15 protein-coding genes are annotated in these 13,775 nt (G+C 65.0%); 4 read left to right on the top strand and 11 right to left on the bottom strand.

The features are described 5' to 3' along the window. The first annotated feature begins 50 nt into the window (after nt 1-50). Nucleotides 51-791, top strand: coding sequence for a metallophosphoesterase family protein (locus tag LPJ38_RS30585; RefSeq protein ID WP_145628502.1), 741 nt, complete (start codon nt 51-53; stop codon nt 789-791). Between the two features lie 5 nt (nt 792-796). Then, on the top strand, nt 797-2,236 hold the full coding sequence (locus LPJ38_RS30580; RefSeq protein ID WP_145628500.1) for a serine/threonine protein kinase: 1,440 nt from the start codon (nt 797-799) through the stop codon (nt 2,234-2,236). 5 nt (nt 2,237-2,241) lie between these two features. On the opposite strand, the gene LPJ38_RS30575 is transcribed toward LPJ38_RS30580, so the two are convergent. From LPJ38_RS30575 to rpe, 4 genes are all read right to left on the bottom strand, one after another. Next, entirely contained in the window at nt 2,242-2,433 is a 192-nt protein-coding gene (locus LPJ38_RS30575) for a hypothetical protein (protein WP_145628497.1), read from the bottom strand. Nucleotides 2,434-2,458: 25 nt separating this feature from the next. Then, nucleotides 2,459-2,635, bottom strand: coding sequence for a hypothetical protein (locus LPJ38_RS30570; RefSeq protein WP_167520227.1), 177 nt, complete (start codon nt 2,633-2,635; stop codon nt 2,459-2,461). A gap of 5 nt (nt 2,636-2,640) precedes the next feature. Continuing rightward, on the bottom strand, nt 2,641-2,784 hold the full coding sequence (locus LPJ38_RS30565; RefSeq protein ID WP_167520226.1) for a hypothetical protein: 144 nt from the start codon (nt 2,782-2,784) through the stop codon (nt 2,641-2,643). A gap of 165 nt (nt 2,785-2,949) precedes the next feature. Beyond that, a complete protein-coding gene (rpe, locus tag LPJ38_RS30560; protein WP_145628494.1) occupies nt 2,950-3,651 on the bottom strand; it encodes a ribulose-phosphate 3-epimerase in 702 nt (233 codons plus the stop codon). A gap of 252 nt (nt 3,652-3,903) precedes the next feature. Between rpe and LPJ38_RS30555 the strand changes: the two genes are divergently transcribed. Further along, a complete protein-coding gene (locus LPJ38_RS30555) occupies nt 3,904-4,713 on the top strand; it encodes an EF-hand domain-containing protein (RefSeq protein ID WP_145628491.1) in 810 nt (269 codons plus the stop codon). 12 nt (nt 4,714-4,725) lie between these two features. On the opposite strand, the gene LPJ38_RS30550 is transcribed toward LPJ38_RS30555, so the two are convergent. From LPJ38_RS30550 to LPJ38_RS30540, 3 genes are read right to left on the bottom strand one after another with little or no spacing between them, the layout of a single operon-like run. After that, nucleotides 4,726-4,938, bottom strand: coding sequence for a KTSC domain-containing protein (locus LPJ38_RS30550; protein ID WP_145628487.1), 213 nt, complete (start codon nt 4,936-4,938; stop codon nt 4,726-4,728). 51 nt (nt 4,939-4,989) lie between these two features. Next, nucleotides 4,990-5,985, bottom strand: coding sequence for a P1 family peptidase (locus tag LPJ38_RS30545; RefSeq protein WP_145628483.1), 996 nt, complete (start codon nt 5,983-5,985; stop codon nt 4,990-4,992). Nucleotides 5,986-6,044: 59 nt separating this feature from the next. Continuing rightward, complete coding sequence (locus LPJ38_RS30540) at nt 6,045-8,891, bottom strand: PAS domain S-box protein (protein WP_145628481.1); 2,847 nt, start codon at nt 8,889-8,891, stop codon at nt 6,045-6,047. 237 nt (nt 8,892-9,128) lie between these two features. On the opposite strand from LPJ38_RS30540, the gene LPJ38_RS30535 reads away from it, so the two are divergent. Beyond that, nucleotides 9,129-9,515, top strand: a complete 387-nt coding sequence (locus LPJ38_RS30535) for a response regulator (protein ID WP_145628478.1) — start codon at nt 9,129-9,131, stop codon at nt 9,513-9,515. A gap of 78 nt (nt 9,516-9,593) precedes the next feature. Here LPJ38_RS30535 and LPJ38_RS30530 read toward each other — a convergent pair whose 3' ends face one another. From LPJ38_RS30530 to livM, 4 genes are all read right to left on the bottom strand, one after another. After that, nucleotides 9,594-10,712: a branched-chain amino acid ABC transporter substrate-binding protein gene (locus LPJ38_RS30530; protein ID WP_145628475.1), complete on the bottom strand. Its 1,119-nt coding sequence runs from the start codon at nt 10,710-10,712 to the stop codon at nt 9,594-9,596. A 171-nt stretch (nt 10,713-10,883) separates the two neighbouring features. Next, nucleotides 10,884-11,618, bottom strand: coding sequence for an ABC transporter ATP-binding protein (locus tag LPJ38_RS30525; protein ID WP_145628473.1), 735 nt, complete (start codon nt 11,616-11,618; stop codon nt 10,884-10,886). Further along, entirely contained in the window at nt 11,615-12,448 is an 834-nt protein-coding gene (locus LPJ38_RS30520) for an ABC transporter ATP-binding protein (RefSeq protein WP_145628470.1), read from the bottom strand. The genes LPJ38_RS30525 and LPJ38_RS30520 overlap by 4 nt, the downstream gene beginning before the upstream one ends. Further along, nucleotides 12,445-13,764: a high-affinity branched-chain amino acid ABC transporter permease LivM gene (gene livM / locus LPJ38_RS30515; protein WP_145628468.1), complete on the bottom strand. Its 1,320-nt coding sequence runs from the start codon at nt 13,762-13,764 to the stop codon at nt 12,445-12,447. Before livM ends, LPJ38_RS30520 begins: the two co-directional genes overlap by 4 nt. Nucleotides 13,765-13,775: the final 11 nt, after the last annotated feature.

The following is a 13,775-nucleotide window of genomic DNA, read 5'->3' as shown; positions in this document are numbered from 1 at the left end:
CTCAATTTGGCCTTATCGCGTTCCGATAAGGTTTTGAGGGTGGAGGGTGCGTGCTCCTAGCTGTCTTCTCGGATATCCACGGCAACCGGCAGGCATTCGAGGCGTGCCTGAAGCTGGCCCGCGCGAAGGGCGCGGAGCGCTTCATCTTGCTTGGTGACTTCGTCGGCTATGGCGCCGATCCGGAATGGGTCGTGGACACCGCGATGGAACTCGTTGCCGGTGGCGCCGTGGCCGTGCGCGGCAATCACGACCAGGCCCTGAACTCCTCGGCCGAGACCATGAATGCGGAGGCACAGGTCGCGATCGAATGGACCCGCGGCCGTCTCGACACCGCGCAGCGGCGGTTCCTGGCCGAACTGCCGATGCTGGTTGAAGGGGATGGTCTTCTCTTCGTGCATTCGGAAGCTTCCAGCCCGCAGCGCTGGCACTATGTCCGCTCGACGACCGATGCCGCCAAAAGCCTGATCGCGACAAAGGCCCATGTCACCTTCTGCGGCCACATCCACCGGCCGGCGCTCTATTCGATGTCGGTGACGGCGAAGATGACGAGCTTCGTGCCGAAGACCGATGTCTCCGTGCAGCTTCTGCGCGGCCGGCAATGGCTGGCCGTGGCCGGTTCGGTCGGCCAGCCCCGCGACGGCGATCCGTCGGCGTCCTTCGTGCTGTATGACACGATCTCCTGCCAGATCACCTATTGCCGCGCGCCTTACGACGTCGCCACCGCAGCAGGCCGGATCCGCGACAACGGCCTGCCGCACTGGCTGGCTGACCGCCTGTCGCAGGGGCGCTGACGACGATGCCCAAACCTTTGGTCAAATCAGGCGCGGAGATCGACGGCTACACCATCGGCGAATGCGTTCATGCCGGCGGTATGGCGACGCTCTGGACCGTCACCCATCCCGGCATCGACGTGCCGCTGCTGATGAAGATCCCGCGGGTGTCGGAGGGCGAGGATCCCGCCGCGATCGTCTCCTTCGAGATGGAGATGATGATCCTGCCGCGGCTCGCCGGACCGCACGTGCCGGCCTGTTTCGGCACCGGCGATTTCGCCCACCAAGCCTATGTGGTGATCGAGCGCATCGTCGGCACCACGCTGTACAAGCGACTGCCGGACCTGCCGCTGCCTTACGACGAGGCGCGGCAGCTCGTGGCGAAGATCGCGACCGCGCTCGCCGACCTGCATCGGCAGAACGTGATCCATCACGACGTCAAGCCGAGCAGCATCATGTTCCGCGACAGCGGCGAGGCGGTGCTGATCGACTACGGCCTGTCGCATCACGATCATCTGCCTGATTTGTTGCAGGAGGAGTTTCGCCTGCCTTACGGCACCGCGCCCTACATGGCGCCGGAACGACTGCTGGGGGTGCGTGACGATCCGCGCAGCGATCTGTTCTCGCTCGGCGTGCTCCTGTATTTCTTCACCACGGGCGAGCGTCCCTTCGGCGAGGGTGAAACCTTGCGCGCGATGCGGCGCCGGTTGTGGCGCGATCCCTATCCACCGCGGGCCTTGCGTGCCGATTATCCGCCCTGGCTCCAGGAGGTGGTGCTGCGGTGCCTGGAGATCGAGCCGGTGTGGCGTTACCCGACCGCTGCCCAGCTGGCATTCGATCTCACCCATCCGGATCAGGTCAAGCTCACCGCGCGCGCCGAGCGGCTGAAGCGCGACTCCCTCAGCGTCGCGTGGCGGCGCCGCTTCAACCAGGGCGTCCTGGCGCCGCGCGCGAAATCGGATGTCGCCGCGCAGATCGCGTCGAGCCCAATTCTTGCGGTCGCGCTCGATACAATGGAAGGCGCACCGGAGCTGAACGAGGCGCTGCGCGTGACGACCGAGCGCATTCTCGCCACGTTGCCCTCGGCGCGGCTCGCCTGCCTCAACGTGCTCAAGCTCAACCGCATCGCGATCGACAGGACCCTCGACGAGCAGGGCTCCAACAAGCACATCGACCGCCTGGTGGCGCTCCGGCATTGGGCGACGCCGCTCAAGCTGGACGAGAGCCGGCTGTCGGTTCATGTGCTGGAGGCCGTCGATCCTGCCACCGCGCTACTGGAATTCGCCGAGATGAACTCGGTCGACCATCTCATCATCGGGGCGCGGCAAAGTTCTTTCAGGCGTACTTGGCTCGGCAGTGTCTCGGCCAAGGTGGCTGCAGAGGCGACCTGCACCGTCACCGTCGTGCGCCCGCCGCGGATGGCGGTGGATGCGGCGAGGGCAGGCTCCGGCGTGGTTTGGGGCTAGGAAAATCACGCCGCGTGGGCGGCGTGGCCGGTGCGCTTGCGGCGGATGGGCCAGGAGAATTGCGGGCCGGCCTCGCCGTGATCGGGGCTGCCGCCGAAATACTGGATGATCTCGCGGCACGGCTCGCAATTGAACAGGTTACGCGATGCGGACGCCTTGGTCATTTCCTTCAGGCAGTTCGGGCAGTGCGGCTTCATGGTGGCGGGTCCGGAAGAGGAAGTCTCAGTGTCGGCACTGCGAGAACGAATGATCGAAGTCGGCATTGTCGGGCCCGGCATCGTCGTCCGGTGCGCCGTCAGCGCGCTCGAGGCGGCCGAAGAAGAAATCCAGGTTCGGATGCGGCCGACGCGGGATCCGGCATCTGCGCTTCGGCTGGCGCTTCACGAGTGCGATCTGCATGGCGCTCAGCCCCGGCGATGACGAAGGGGGATGATGCGGGCAGGAGCCGCGGCCTTCACCGGTCGCATCGCGTAGAGGCCGCGAGCGGCGATCGCCACGTTGAAACCGAACCACAACGCTACGCCAGTCCAAACCAGGGTCGTCGTCATGATGTGCTCCCGTCAAAAGCAGGCAGGAGCCACTTGCGGTGATTTGCGCGAATCAGTGAAGTCCGGATGAGTACGGATTCGCGTTGCAATCTTAGGCATTGCGCGCCGCAACACCCGCAATAGCCGCGGGATTTTCTCCAGCTCGTCTACACGGTTTGATCCAGCTCAGATCGCTTCGCCGCGCGCGCCTGCGGCCGCGTTGCGGATCGCCGCGATGTTGGTATTGTAGGCCTCCTGCGTGCCGCCCCTGAAGACGGACGTGCCGGCGACGAAGGCGTTGGCACCGGCTGCCGCGAGTGCGCCGGCAACGTCGGGACCGACACCGCCATCGACCTCGATGTCGATCGGGCGTCCCGCAAGCATCGTGCGGATGTCGCGGATCTTGCCGATCGCGGAGGGAATGAAGGCCTGGCCGCCGAAGCCGGGATTGACCGACATCACCAGCACGAGGTCGACGAGATCGAGCACGTACTCGAGCGTACTGATCGGCGTTGCCGGATTGAGCGAGACGCCGGCCTTTTTGCCGAGCGCGCGGATGGCCTGGAGCGAACGGTGCAGATGGGGGCCCGCCTCCGCATGCACGGTGATGTGGTCGCAGCCGGCTTTCGCGAAGGCCTCGAGATAGGGGTCGCAGGGCGAGATCATCAGATGTGCGTCGAAGATCTTCTTCGTATGCGGGCGCATCGCCTTGATGACGTCGGGGCCGTAGGAGATGTTCGGAACGAAGTGCCCGTCCATCACGTCGAGATGGATCCAGTCGGCGCCCGCGGCATCCACCGCACGCACCTCCTCGCCGAGCCTGGAGAAATCCGAGGCCAGGATCGAGGGCGCGATGGCGAGGGGACGGGGAGCGAAGGCTTGGGTCATGGCGCGTTGTCCGGTGGCAGCCGAAAGAGGAATGGCCTCGCTAACATGGGCTCCTGCGGCGGGCAATGCAGGGGGAGGCGGCTTCCTGTGGGCGGAAATTTCTGCCGAGACCGGCACGAATTGCCGGTGTTTCCGGGCCGTGCCAAGCGCTGCAAAGGCGGATTTCATTGGATTTTTCACGCTGGCACGACGCTTGCTGACGTCATCTCCAGAGCATTGGCCGCGGCATGCCGCGTCGGTTGGAGTTGTGCAATGTTGTTCGCCCTTGGTGCGGTCTCGAGTGCGCTCGACGCGATCCAGTCGCTGACGAACTCGAAGTCCTCATCGGCAACGCAGAAGGCCGCCTCGGCGCAGAAGACCGAATCTTCGCAAGGCGCGACCAACGCGTTCGCGGTCGACAGTGCGGGCAGCATGACGACCTTGTTGGTCGGCTCAAGCACTCCTCCACAGATATCGCCGCAGACCATGAGTGCGCTGATCGCAGCGCAGAGCCAATCGACCGACGGCGCGAGCAGCGCGGTCAACTCGACCTCTTCGAATTCCGTGTCCGCGACCTCGAAGGGCCGCGAGGCTGCGCTGAAGGATTTGTTCTCCCAGATCGATGCGGACGGCGACGGCAAGATCACCAAGTCCGAGTTCGAGGAGGCGCTCGGTGCCGGCGGCACCAATTTGGCGCAGGCCGACGACGTGTTCTCGAAGATGGATGCGAACTCAGACGACAGCATCAGTCTCGGTGAAATGAACAAGGCGCTGACCGGCGGCCGTCATGGGCACCATACGCAGGGCGCTGACGGCTCGGGTGACGCCTCGGGCGGGGGATCGGGCTCGAAGGCGAGCGGCGGGTCGACCTCGACGACGACGACCAATGCGGACGGCTCGACCACCACCACCGTCACCTATGCCGACGGTTTCAAGATGTCGACGACAGTGCCGGGCGCGTCCAGCTCTTCAAATGCCAATGGTGGCGGCAATTCGCCTTATGACTGGTTCGGACAGATGATGCAGCGCCAGGCGCAGGCTGCGTCCGCGTCCACCGCGTCCTCGATGTCGATGAGCGTGTGAGCTGGCTCCAGGCTAGCCTGCGTATTCGTGCGTGATGTCACGATAGGCATAGCGGTCGCGGATTTCCCGGTTGAAGAACGACCCCTTGGAGAACGCGTCCCTGAATGCAGCCGCGACCTCGGCTGGAACGTCCTCGTAGACATATAGGCGCCCGCTGACGAAGGTCACCTTCAGCTCGCGCGTCTCGGGCGCATAGCGAAAGGAGCGGATCACTGACGACGGCATGACGGTGCACCTTGGCCCCGCCGGGATAACGCCTTGTCGGCCGTTTCGTTGCTATCCGAACCGGTCCTTCCACGCCGGCAGCGCACCGGGGAACGGCAGGGCGCTCGCGCCGTAAACGCCGCGGGCGATCGCGCGCGCGACCACGTTGGCTGCGACCGTGCCGAGCTCGGTCAGGCCGGCCAGCGGCTCGATCGGTTTGTCGCAGGTCGCGGCGGCGAACAGCACGTCGCCGTCGGTCGGTGCATGCACCGGATAGATCGCGCGGGCAAAGCCGGTATGCGCGATCATCGCCAGCCGCTTGGCCTGGGGCTTGGTCAGCACCGCGTCGGTGACGACGGCGCCGATGGTGGTGTTTTCGCGGGCGTTTACCGCAGGACCGCCCTTGATGCGCATGCGGAGCATGTCGTCGGTGAACTTGTCCGGCAGGCCGCGCCCGCCGAACTCGCCGTTCACTTCGAATGGCGCGGCCCAGAACCATGGTCCGTCGCCGACGGTGACGCTGCCGACCGCGTTGACGGCGACGATCGCAGCGACCTTCACGCCGCTTGGCGTCACCGCCGAGGCCGAGCCGAGGCCGCCTTTGAACGTCGCGGTGGTGGCCCCCAGGCCGGCGCCGACGCTGCCTAGCGCGAAGTCGCTGCCTGCGGCGGCTGCCGCGGCATAGCCGAGGTCGCGATAGGGCGAGAAGCGTCCCCAGGCCTTGTCGCCGCCGTTGAGGAGATCGAACAGGATCGCGCCCGGCACGATCGGAATCAGGGCCTCGCGCACCCGGTGGCCGCGGCCCTGCTCGGCGAGCCAGGCCTGCACGCCGCCGCCGGTATCGAGGCCGAAGGCAGAGCCGCCCGACAGCGCGATCGCGTCGACGCGTTCGACGGTGTTGGCGAGATCGAGCAGCGCGTCCTCGCGCGTGCCCGGTCCGCCGCCGCGGACGTCGATCGCGGCGACCGCCGGAGAATCGAAGATGATCGCGGTCGTGCCCGAGGCGACTTTCGCATCTTCGGCATGGCCGACACGGACGCCGGCGATGTCGGTGAGGAGATTCTTCAAGCTGGCCTCGCGGGCTGTAAGGGAGTTCACCTCTGCGATAGCGCAGAGGTCTGGCAGGCTCAACCCGCGAGCGCCGTCCTGAGCATCTTGGCGAGCTCGGATTTGCGATAGGGCTTGGCCAGCAGCAATACGCCGGAATCGAGCCGGCCGTGATGGACGATGGCATTCTCGGTGTAGCCCGAGGTGAACAACGTCTTGAGGTCGGGGCGGCGCCGGGCCGCTTCGTCGGCAAGCTGCCGGCCGTTCATGTTGCCCGGCATGATGATGTCGGTGAAGAGCAGGTCGATGGTCTTGTCGCTGTCGAGGATGGCGAGGGCCTCCGCGCCGTTGGCGGCCTGGAGCGCAGTATAGCCGAGGCTCTTGACCTGCGTCACAACATATTGCCGCACCAAGGCGTCGTCCTCGACGATCAGGATTTTCTCGTTGCCGCCGGTGATGGGCGCGTTCTGGAGCGCCTCGTACTCGGTCTCCTGCACCCCGGTCGAGCGCGGCAGGTAGATCTTCACGCTCGTGCCGTGGCCGACCTCGCTGTAGATCTTGACGTGGCCGCCCGACTGCTTGACGAAGCCGAACACCATGCTCAAGCCGAGGCCAGTGCCCTTGCCGACCTCCTTGGTGGTGAAGAACGGATCAAAGACCCGATCGATCAGGTCCGGTGGGATTCCGCTGCCGGTGTCGCTGACCGCGATCATCACGTAGTTGCCCGCGACCATGTCGGGATTCATGCTGGCGTAGCCGTCGTCGAGGAAGATGTTGCGGGTCTCCAGCACCAGGGTGCCACCGTCGGGCATGGCGTCGCGCGCATTCAGCGCTAGATTGAGGATGGCGGTGGAGAGCTGACCTGGGTCGACCAGTGTCGGCCAGGCATCCTCGGTGAGCTGAGGCATGATCGTGATCTGCTCGCCCAGCGTCGGATGCAACAGCTTGGCGGCTTCGAGCACCAGCGCGTTGACGTCGATCTCGCGCGGCTGGAGCGGCTGCTTGCGGGCGAAGGCGAGCAGGTGCTTGGTCAGTTGTGCGCCGCGCTCGGCGGCATCGTCGATCAGTTTGGTGATGGCGGCGAGCTCGGGCCGGTCGGCGACGGCGTCGCTGAGAATGCCGATCGTGCCCGTGATCACGGTCAGCACGTTGTTGAAGTCGTGGGCGACGCCTCCGGTCAATTGGCCGATCGAATCCATCTTCTGGACCTGACGGAGCTGCGCCTCGGCGGCCTGCTTGTCGGTGAGGTCGCGGCCGATGAAGAAATGGCGCTTCACCGGCTCCGACCAGGTGCCCATCCAGTTCAGCGTGACCTCGTGACCGTCGTAGTGGTAGTAGCGCGCCTCGAAGCTGCGCTTGACCGCGCCGCGGCGAGCAGCCCGCATCTCGGTCCGCGTATTATCGAGATCGTCGGGATGAATGAACTCGGTCGCGCTGTGCCCGACCATGTCCTCGGGACTGTAACCGAGGATGTTCTTCACGCTCGGGCTGACCTGGATGAAATTGCCGTAGCCATCGGTGACCAGGATCAGGTCCTGCGAGGTCTCGAAGATGCGCTGGCGCTCTTCGGTCTCGCGGCGCAGCTTCTCTCTCGCCTGCTTTTCTTCGGTGATATCATGGGCGATCTTGGAGGCGCCGATGACCTCGCCGTGATCCGTGCGCAGGGGCGAAATATTCAGGACGACGTCGAGTGGACGTCCGTCCTTTCGGGTGCGGATCGTCTCGTACTGGGCGATCGATTCGTTGCTGGCGATTCGGTTGAGAATGCTCCTGACCTCGCCCTTGCGATCGGGCGGTACAATGATGTCGATTGGTTTGCCGACGGCCTCCGCGGCGGAATAGCCGAACAGCTGTTCGGCGGCCTTGTTCCAGCTGGTGATGACACCGTCGAGCGTTTTCGTGATGATGGCATCGTTGGAGGACTCGACCACCGCACCATACAGGGCGAGACGCTTGCCGTAATAGTCCCGCTCCGAAGCCGATTGCTCGCGCAAACTGCCGACGAGGCGTACCGTGTGCGCCTGAAGGCGCACGTTCTCGACGAGAAGCACCGCGAGCACGAAGGTCGCCGCGGCGAGGCCGTAGAGTCGGCCGGCATAGAAGCCGAGGTCGAAGCGTGCGACGTTGATGATCGCCGACAGCGCAATGTCGAACAGCCAGGCGCACATGACCACCATGAGCCAGATGTCGATCACCGAATGCGGCTTGCGGAACCAGAGCGAAACAAGCGCAGCAAAGCTCAGCGACCACACGAAGGACACGACGCCGATCATGGTCGGGGTGTAGTGACCATCGCGCAACAGGACCGGAAGCAGATCGTGTCCGGCGGTGACGATCCAGCCGAAGACGGCAATCGCGGCGATGACGCCGAGCACGCTGGCATAGATCGCGCTGCTGGTCGCCATCCGAACCCGGGCGCCCCCGTCTTTCTCCTTCAGCCAGGCATAGCCCAGCACCAAGAGCGGAAAGCCGGCGTGCCAGATCATGTAGAGCCAGACGGTCGTCTGGCGGCCCGCGCCGAACATCCCGGTCGGTGTGAAAAGCCCGGGGAAGGTGAGGGCGTGGAGCAGGGCGGCCGCGGCGGTGAAAAGATAGCCGGTCGCGAGCCACAGCAGCGCGCGGGTCCGCAAGACCGCAAATTGTGACAACAGCAACACTGCCGTGACGACGTCGCTCACGGCGAGCGCGGATTGATAGCTCGCGACGAACGCCGGGACTGGCAGTAGCGGGATACCTGCAAAGGGCGCAGCCAACGCGAACAGGATCGAGGAAATGCCAACGACCGTCAGGGCCGCGGCGCGGTCGGTCGAGGTGGCCGGCAGGGTGGAAAGAAATGTGCTTCGGTCGATCGTTGCGGGCACGTCCACCTCTTGCAGGTCGATCTTGGGCGGGATTTTCGGCAAGGTTTTGGACAGGCTCTTGAGCATTCAGCTCGTCTCGTTCCGCCAGGTATAGGCTTATGGTAGCGGGTTCTAGGCGCGGGTTGTGAACGGAACCGGTTTCGACTCAACCGACGGTTACAGCTTACTTAATCTCGGTGGGTGCGCGGAATAGGGATCGGGTAAGGAGCGCTTTACGTGGCGGTGTCATAATGCCCCTCCGCTGTTTCGAGTTCCAGGCCTTGAATCGGAGGATTCTGATCTGGATACCGGGAGTTGTTCCCAATGCCTCGCGTTCTCATCATCGACGACCAGAAGGACGTGCGCGCGATGATCGCAATGGTACTCCGGGTCAATCGGTTCGAAGCCGTGGAGGCCGAGAGTGGTGCGGCCGGGCTGAAAACCTTTGCGGAAGGTTCCTTTGACGCGGCGATCGTCGACATCTTCCTCGGCGACACCAGCGGCGTCGATGTCATCGCGGGTCTGCGCGAACGGGCGCCGGCGCTTCCCGTCATCGCGGTCTCCGGGATGACCGCGCTCGACTTCATGGAGCAATCTCCGCACCTCGCCAACGTCGCCTGCCTGCAAAAGCCGTTTCGGCCGAACGATCTCCTGCAAGCCCTGCGGAAGGCCCAGGCAGCGGCGGGCGGCGAGCTGTCCGAAACCGTCTGATCCTGTCGCAAGACAAAACGCCCCGGGGGTAAGCCGGGGCGTGATGATGATTGAGAGGATTGAGGACAAGACCGGTGGCTAGGTGCCGCTGCCACTGATCTCGGTGTAACCGCCCTTCGCGTCCCACTTGTAGACGACGTAGTCGATCTGCTTGATGTCGCCCTTGGCGTCATACTCGATCGGGCCGATCACGGTGTCCCACTTGCCGGCCTTCACCGCCTCCATGACCTTCTTGGCGTCTGTGGTGCCGGCCTTCTTCGCGGCCTGCGACCAGACCTGCATCGCCGCGTAGGTGTAGAGCGTGTAGCCTTCGGGATCGATGCCCTTGGCCTTGAAGGCCTCGACGATCTTCTTCGCCGTCGGCTTGTTGCGCGGATCGGGACCGAAGGTAAACAGCGTGCCTTCGCCCGCCGGACCGGTGATGGAGGCGTACTCCTTGTCGGCGAGCGCGTCGCCGGCCATCAGCACGGTCTTGAGGCCCTGGTCGCGCATCTGACGCAGGATCAGGCCGCTTTCCTGATGATAGCCGCCGACATAGACGAGGTCGATGTTGTCACGCTTCAGGCGCGAGACGATCGCGTTGAAGTCCTTGTCGCCCTTGTTGTAGGACTCATACATCTTCTCGGTGATGCCGGCCTTGTTGAGCGCCTTCTTGGTCTCGTCGGCAAGACCCTTGCCGTAGGTGGTCTTGTCGTTGAGGATCGCGATGTTCTTGCCCTTGTAGTTCTTGGCAATGTACTGCGCCGCGATCAGGCCCTGCTGGTCGTCACGGCCGCAGACGCGGGCCACGTTCCAGAGCTTGCGCTCGGTGAACAGCGGATTGGTCGAGGCCGGCGTGATCTGGAGCACGTTGCCGTCGGCATAGGCTTCGGAGGCGGGGATCGACGACGACGAGCAATAGTGCCCGGCCACGAACGGGATTTTCGCGCCGGCGATCTTCTCGGCGATCGAGCGCGCCTGCTTCGGATCGCAGGCGTCGTCCTCGACGGAGAGCGCCAGCTTCTTGCCATTGACCCCGCCGGCGGCGTTGATGTCGGTCACGGCCATCTCGGCGCCGTTCTTCATCTGGCGGCCGAAGGCGGACTCGCCGCCGGTCATCGGGCCTGCGACTGCGACGGTGACATCCTGCGCGAATGCCGCGCTCGACAGCGCGAGCGATGCGCCGAATGCCAGACCGATGAGCTTCAGTGATTTCATGAGATACCTCGCGGGTGGTCGCCTGTGGAAGTTGCCGGGGCACGCCCGGTCCAAACCGGCGCCATTCTTGAATGAAATCGCCGAGAAGTCACCGGCAAAATACGGGCAGCGGCGGAGATATCTCGCCACATTCGGCCGCACGTCATTCGACTTGGTGGCCTTTGGCGGGCCTCAGCCGTGCCGGCCGCCTTCCAGGTAGGCGGCGCGAATCTCTGGGCGCTGCAACAACTCGGCCCCGGTCCCGGCCAGCGTGATCAGGCCATTGACCATGACATAACCGCGATGGGCGAGCTTGAGTGCGTGGTTGGCGTTCTGCTCCACGATCAGGACGGTCAGGCCGTCCTGCCGGTTCAGGGTGCGGATCGCATCGAAAATCTGGCGCGCGATCAGCGGTGCAAGGCCGAGCGAAGGCTCGTCGAGCAGGAGCAGCCGGGGACGGCTCATCAGCGCGCGGCCGATCGCCAGCATCTGCTGTTCGCCGCCGGACAGGGTTCCGCCGCGCTGGGCGTAGCGTTCCTTCAGCCGCGGAAACAGCGTGAACACGCGCTGCAGCGTGGCTTCGCGTTCGCTCTCCGTGCATTCGGTGGCGTCCGCCCCCATCTGCAGGTTTTCCGCCACGCTCATGCGCGGGAAGATGCGGCGGCCTTCCGGCGATTGCGCAATGCGCAAATGCGCGATCTCGTGGGTGGGGACGTCGGTGATGTCGCGGCCCTCGTAAACGATGTGGCCGGCGCGGGCGCGCGGCTTGCCGAAAATCGTCATCATCAGGGTCGATTTGCCGGCGCCATTGGCGCCGATCAGCGCGACGATCTCGCCAGCGTTGATCTCGACGTCGACGCCTTTCAGCGCCTCGATCTTGCCGTAGGCGGCGCGAAGACCGCGGATCGCGAGCAGGGGCGACGTCACGACCCGCTCTCCATCACGGCCGCGGCCTCGTCTTCGTCGGCGCCGAGATAGGCGGCTATCACCTTGGGATCGTCGCGGACCTGGCGCGGCGTGCCTTCCGCGATCTTGACGCCGTGGTCCATCACCACGATGTGGTCGGAAATTTCCATGACCACGGACATGTCGTGCTCGATCAGCAGGATCGAGGTGCCGAGTTCGTCGCGGATCGACAGCAACAGCTCGCTCAGGGCCGCGCTCTCGCGGGCATTGAGACCGGCGGCAGGCTCGTCCAGGCACAGCAGCGCGGGCTCGGTGCACATGGCGCGTGCGATTTCCAGCCGGCGCTGGTCGCCATAGGCGAAATTGCCGGCGGCATCGTCGGCGCGCTCGAGCAGATTGACCCGCTTCAACCAGTCGGTGGCGAGATCGATCGCGCGCTTTTCGGCGTCGCGGTACGCCGGTGCTCCGATGAGGCCGAGGAAGGTGAAGCCGGAGGCGCGCATAAGTGCGTTGTGCTGCGCCACCATCAGGTTTTCCAGCGCGGTCATGCCCGGAAACAGGCGGATGTTCTGGAACGTGCGCGCGACCCTGGCCTGCTTGGCGATGCGGAAGTCGTTGAGCCGATCCAGCGCGATCACCCCGCCGTCGTCGTGGGTCAGGCTGATGCTGCCGCCGCTCGGCTTGTAGAAGCCGGTGATGCAGTTGAAGACCGTGGTCTTGCCGGCGCCGTTCGGCCCGATCAGCGCAGTGATCTTCTTCCGCTCGGCCGCGAACGACAGGTCCTGCACGGCGACGATGCCGCCGAAGCGCATGGTGAGCCGGTGGACGCTGAGAATTTTGTCGCCGCTCATCCGTGCCCTTCCTTGACGAGGTCGGAGGAGATCGCCTTTGCCTTGGTCAGATACACAGTCGGCGCACGATGGCCGATCAGGCCGCGCGGCCGCCAGATCATGATCAGCACCATCGACATGCCGAACACCAGCATGCGGTAATTCTCCAGGCCGCGGAACAGCTCGAAGCCGCCGATCATGGCGAGAGCTGCGAGCGCGACGCCGAGCTGCGAGCCCATGCCGCCGAGCACGACGATGGCGAGGACCAGCGCCGATTCCTGGAAGGTGAAGGATTCCGGGCTGATGAAGCCCTGGCGCGTGGCGAAGAACGCGCCGGCGAAGCCACCGAACATGGCGCCGGTCGCGAACGCCGTGAGCTTGGTGGTCGTGGTGTTGATGCCGAGCGCGCGGCAGGCGACCTCGTCCTCGCGCAAGGCTTCCCAGGCCCGGCCGATCGGCAGGCGGCGCAGACGGATCGTCACCCAGTTGGTGAGCAGCGCGAGCGCCAGGATCAGGTAGAACAGGAAGACGATGCGGTGGGTCGCCGAATACTCGATGCCGAGCCTGAAGGCTAGCCCCTCATCGCTCCTGTCGAGCGGGATGCCGAAGAAGGACGGGCGCGGAATGCCGCTGACGCCGTTGGGCCCGCCCGTGAGCTCCTGCCAGTTGATGATGACGAGGCGGATGATCTCGCCGAAGGCCAGCGTCACGATGGCAAGGTAATCGCCGCGCAGGCGCAGCACGGGAAAGCCGAGCAGCACGCCCCAGAACGCGGCGAGGATGCCGGCGAGCGGCAGGCAAATCCAGAACGACCAGCCGAAATTGGTGGCGAGCAGGCCGTAGGAATAGGCGCCGACGGCATAGAACGCGACATAGCCGAGGTCGAGCAGGCCGGCGAGGCCGACCACGACGTTCAATCCCCAGCCCAGCATGACGTAGGTGAGCACGAGGATCGCGAGGTCGAGGATGTAGCGCTGGTTATAGAAGATCACAGGCACCAGCAGGGTGAAGATCAGCAGCGCCGGCGCGAGGTAGCGGCCGATGAAGGACACGCCGCTCTGCACCGCCGGCGGCACCAGTCTCTCGGTGCCGGTCGGGCCGATCCATTGTCTGAGCAGCTCGATCACGATCGAGCCGCCGAACACGATCGCGACGAGGGACGCAAGCTCCCCGAAGCGCGTCCAATAGGTGAGCTGGCCGGACGAGCCCGCCTCGGTGCGAACGCCGACCATTAGGGAGAACAGCACCAGCGCGATCAGCGCGTTGATGACGGCCGTCTTCAGGAGGGAGGCGATGCCCGTTGTGGATTTGACCGTCTTGGTCGAGGAAGCTGTCACGCGGCGGTCCG

Source organism: Bradyrhizobium daqingense, from assembly GCF_021044685.1.
Classification (GTDB): Bacteria; Pseudomonadota; Alphaproteobacteria; order Rhizobiales; family Xanthobacteraceae; genus Bradyrhizobium; species Bradyrhizobium daqingense.
This window is presented reverse-complemented; position numbering and strand designations above follow the sequence as displayed.

Bases quoted from the DNA above. Each gene is read 5' to 3' on its own strand.
- LPJ38_RS30580 (WP_145628500.1), top strand. From the start codon at position 797: ATGCCCAAACCTTTGGTCAAATCAGGCGCGGAGATCGACGGCTACACC.
- LPJ38_RS30575 (WP_145628497.1), bottom strand. From the start codon at position 2,433: ATGAAGCCGCACTGCCCGAACTGCCTGAAGGAAATGACCAAGGCGTCC.
- LPJ38_RS30570 (WP_167520227.1), bottom strand. From the start codon at position 2,635: ATGCAGATCGCACTCGTGAAGCGCCAGCCGAAGCGCAGATGCCGGATC.
- LPJ38_RS30565 (WP_167520226.1), bottom strand. From the start codon at position 2,784: ATGACGACGACCCTGGTTTGGACTGGCGTAGCGTTGTGGTTCGGTTTC.
- rpe (WP_145628494.1), bottom strand. From the start codon at position 3,651: ATGACCCAAGCCTTCGCTCCCCGTCCCCTCGCCATCGCGCCCTCGATC.
- LPJ38_RS30555 (WP_145628491.1), top strand. From the start codon at position 3,904: ATGTTGTTCGCCCTTGGTGCGGTCTCGAGTGCGCTCGACGCGATCCAG.
- LPJ38_RS30550 (WP_145628487.1), bottom strand. From the start codon at position 4,938: ATGCCGTCGTCAGTGATCCGCTCCTTTCGCTATGCGCCCGAGACGCGC.
- LPJ38_RS30540 (WP_145628481.1), bottom strand. From the start codon at position 8,891: ATGCTCAAGAGCCTGTCCAAAACCTTGCCGAAAATCCCGCCCAAGATC.
- LPJ38_RS30535 (WP_145628478.1), top strand. From the start codon at position 9,129: ATGCCTCGCGTTCTCATCATCGACGACCAGAAGGACGTGCGCGCGATG.
- LPJ38_RS30530 (WP_145628475.1), bottom strand. From the start codon at position 10,712: ATGAAATCACTGAAGCTCATCGGTCTGGCATTCGGCGCATCGCTCGCG.
- LPJ38_RS30520 (WP_145628470.1), bottom strand. From the start codon at position 12,448: ATGAGCGGCGACAAAATTCTCAGCGTCCACCGGCTCACCATGCGCTTC.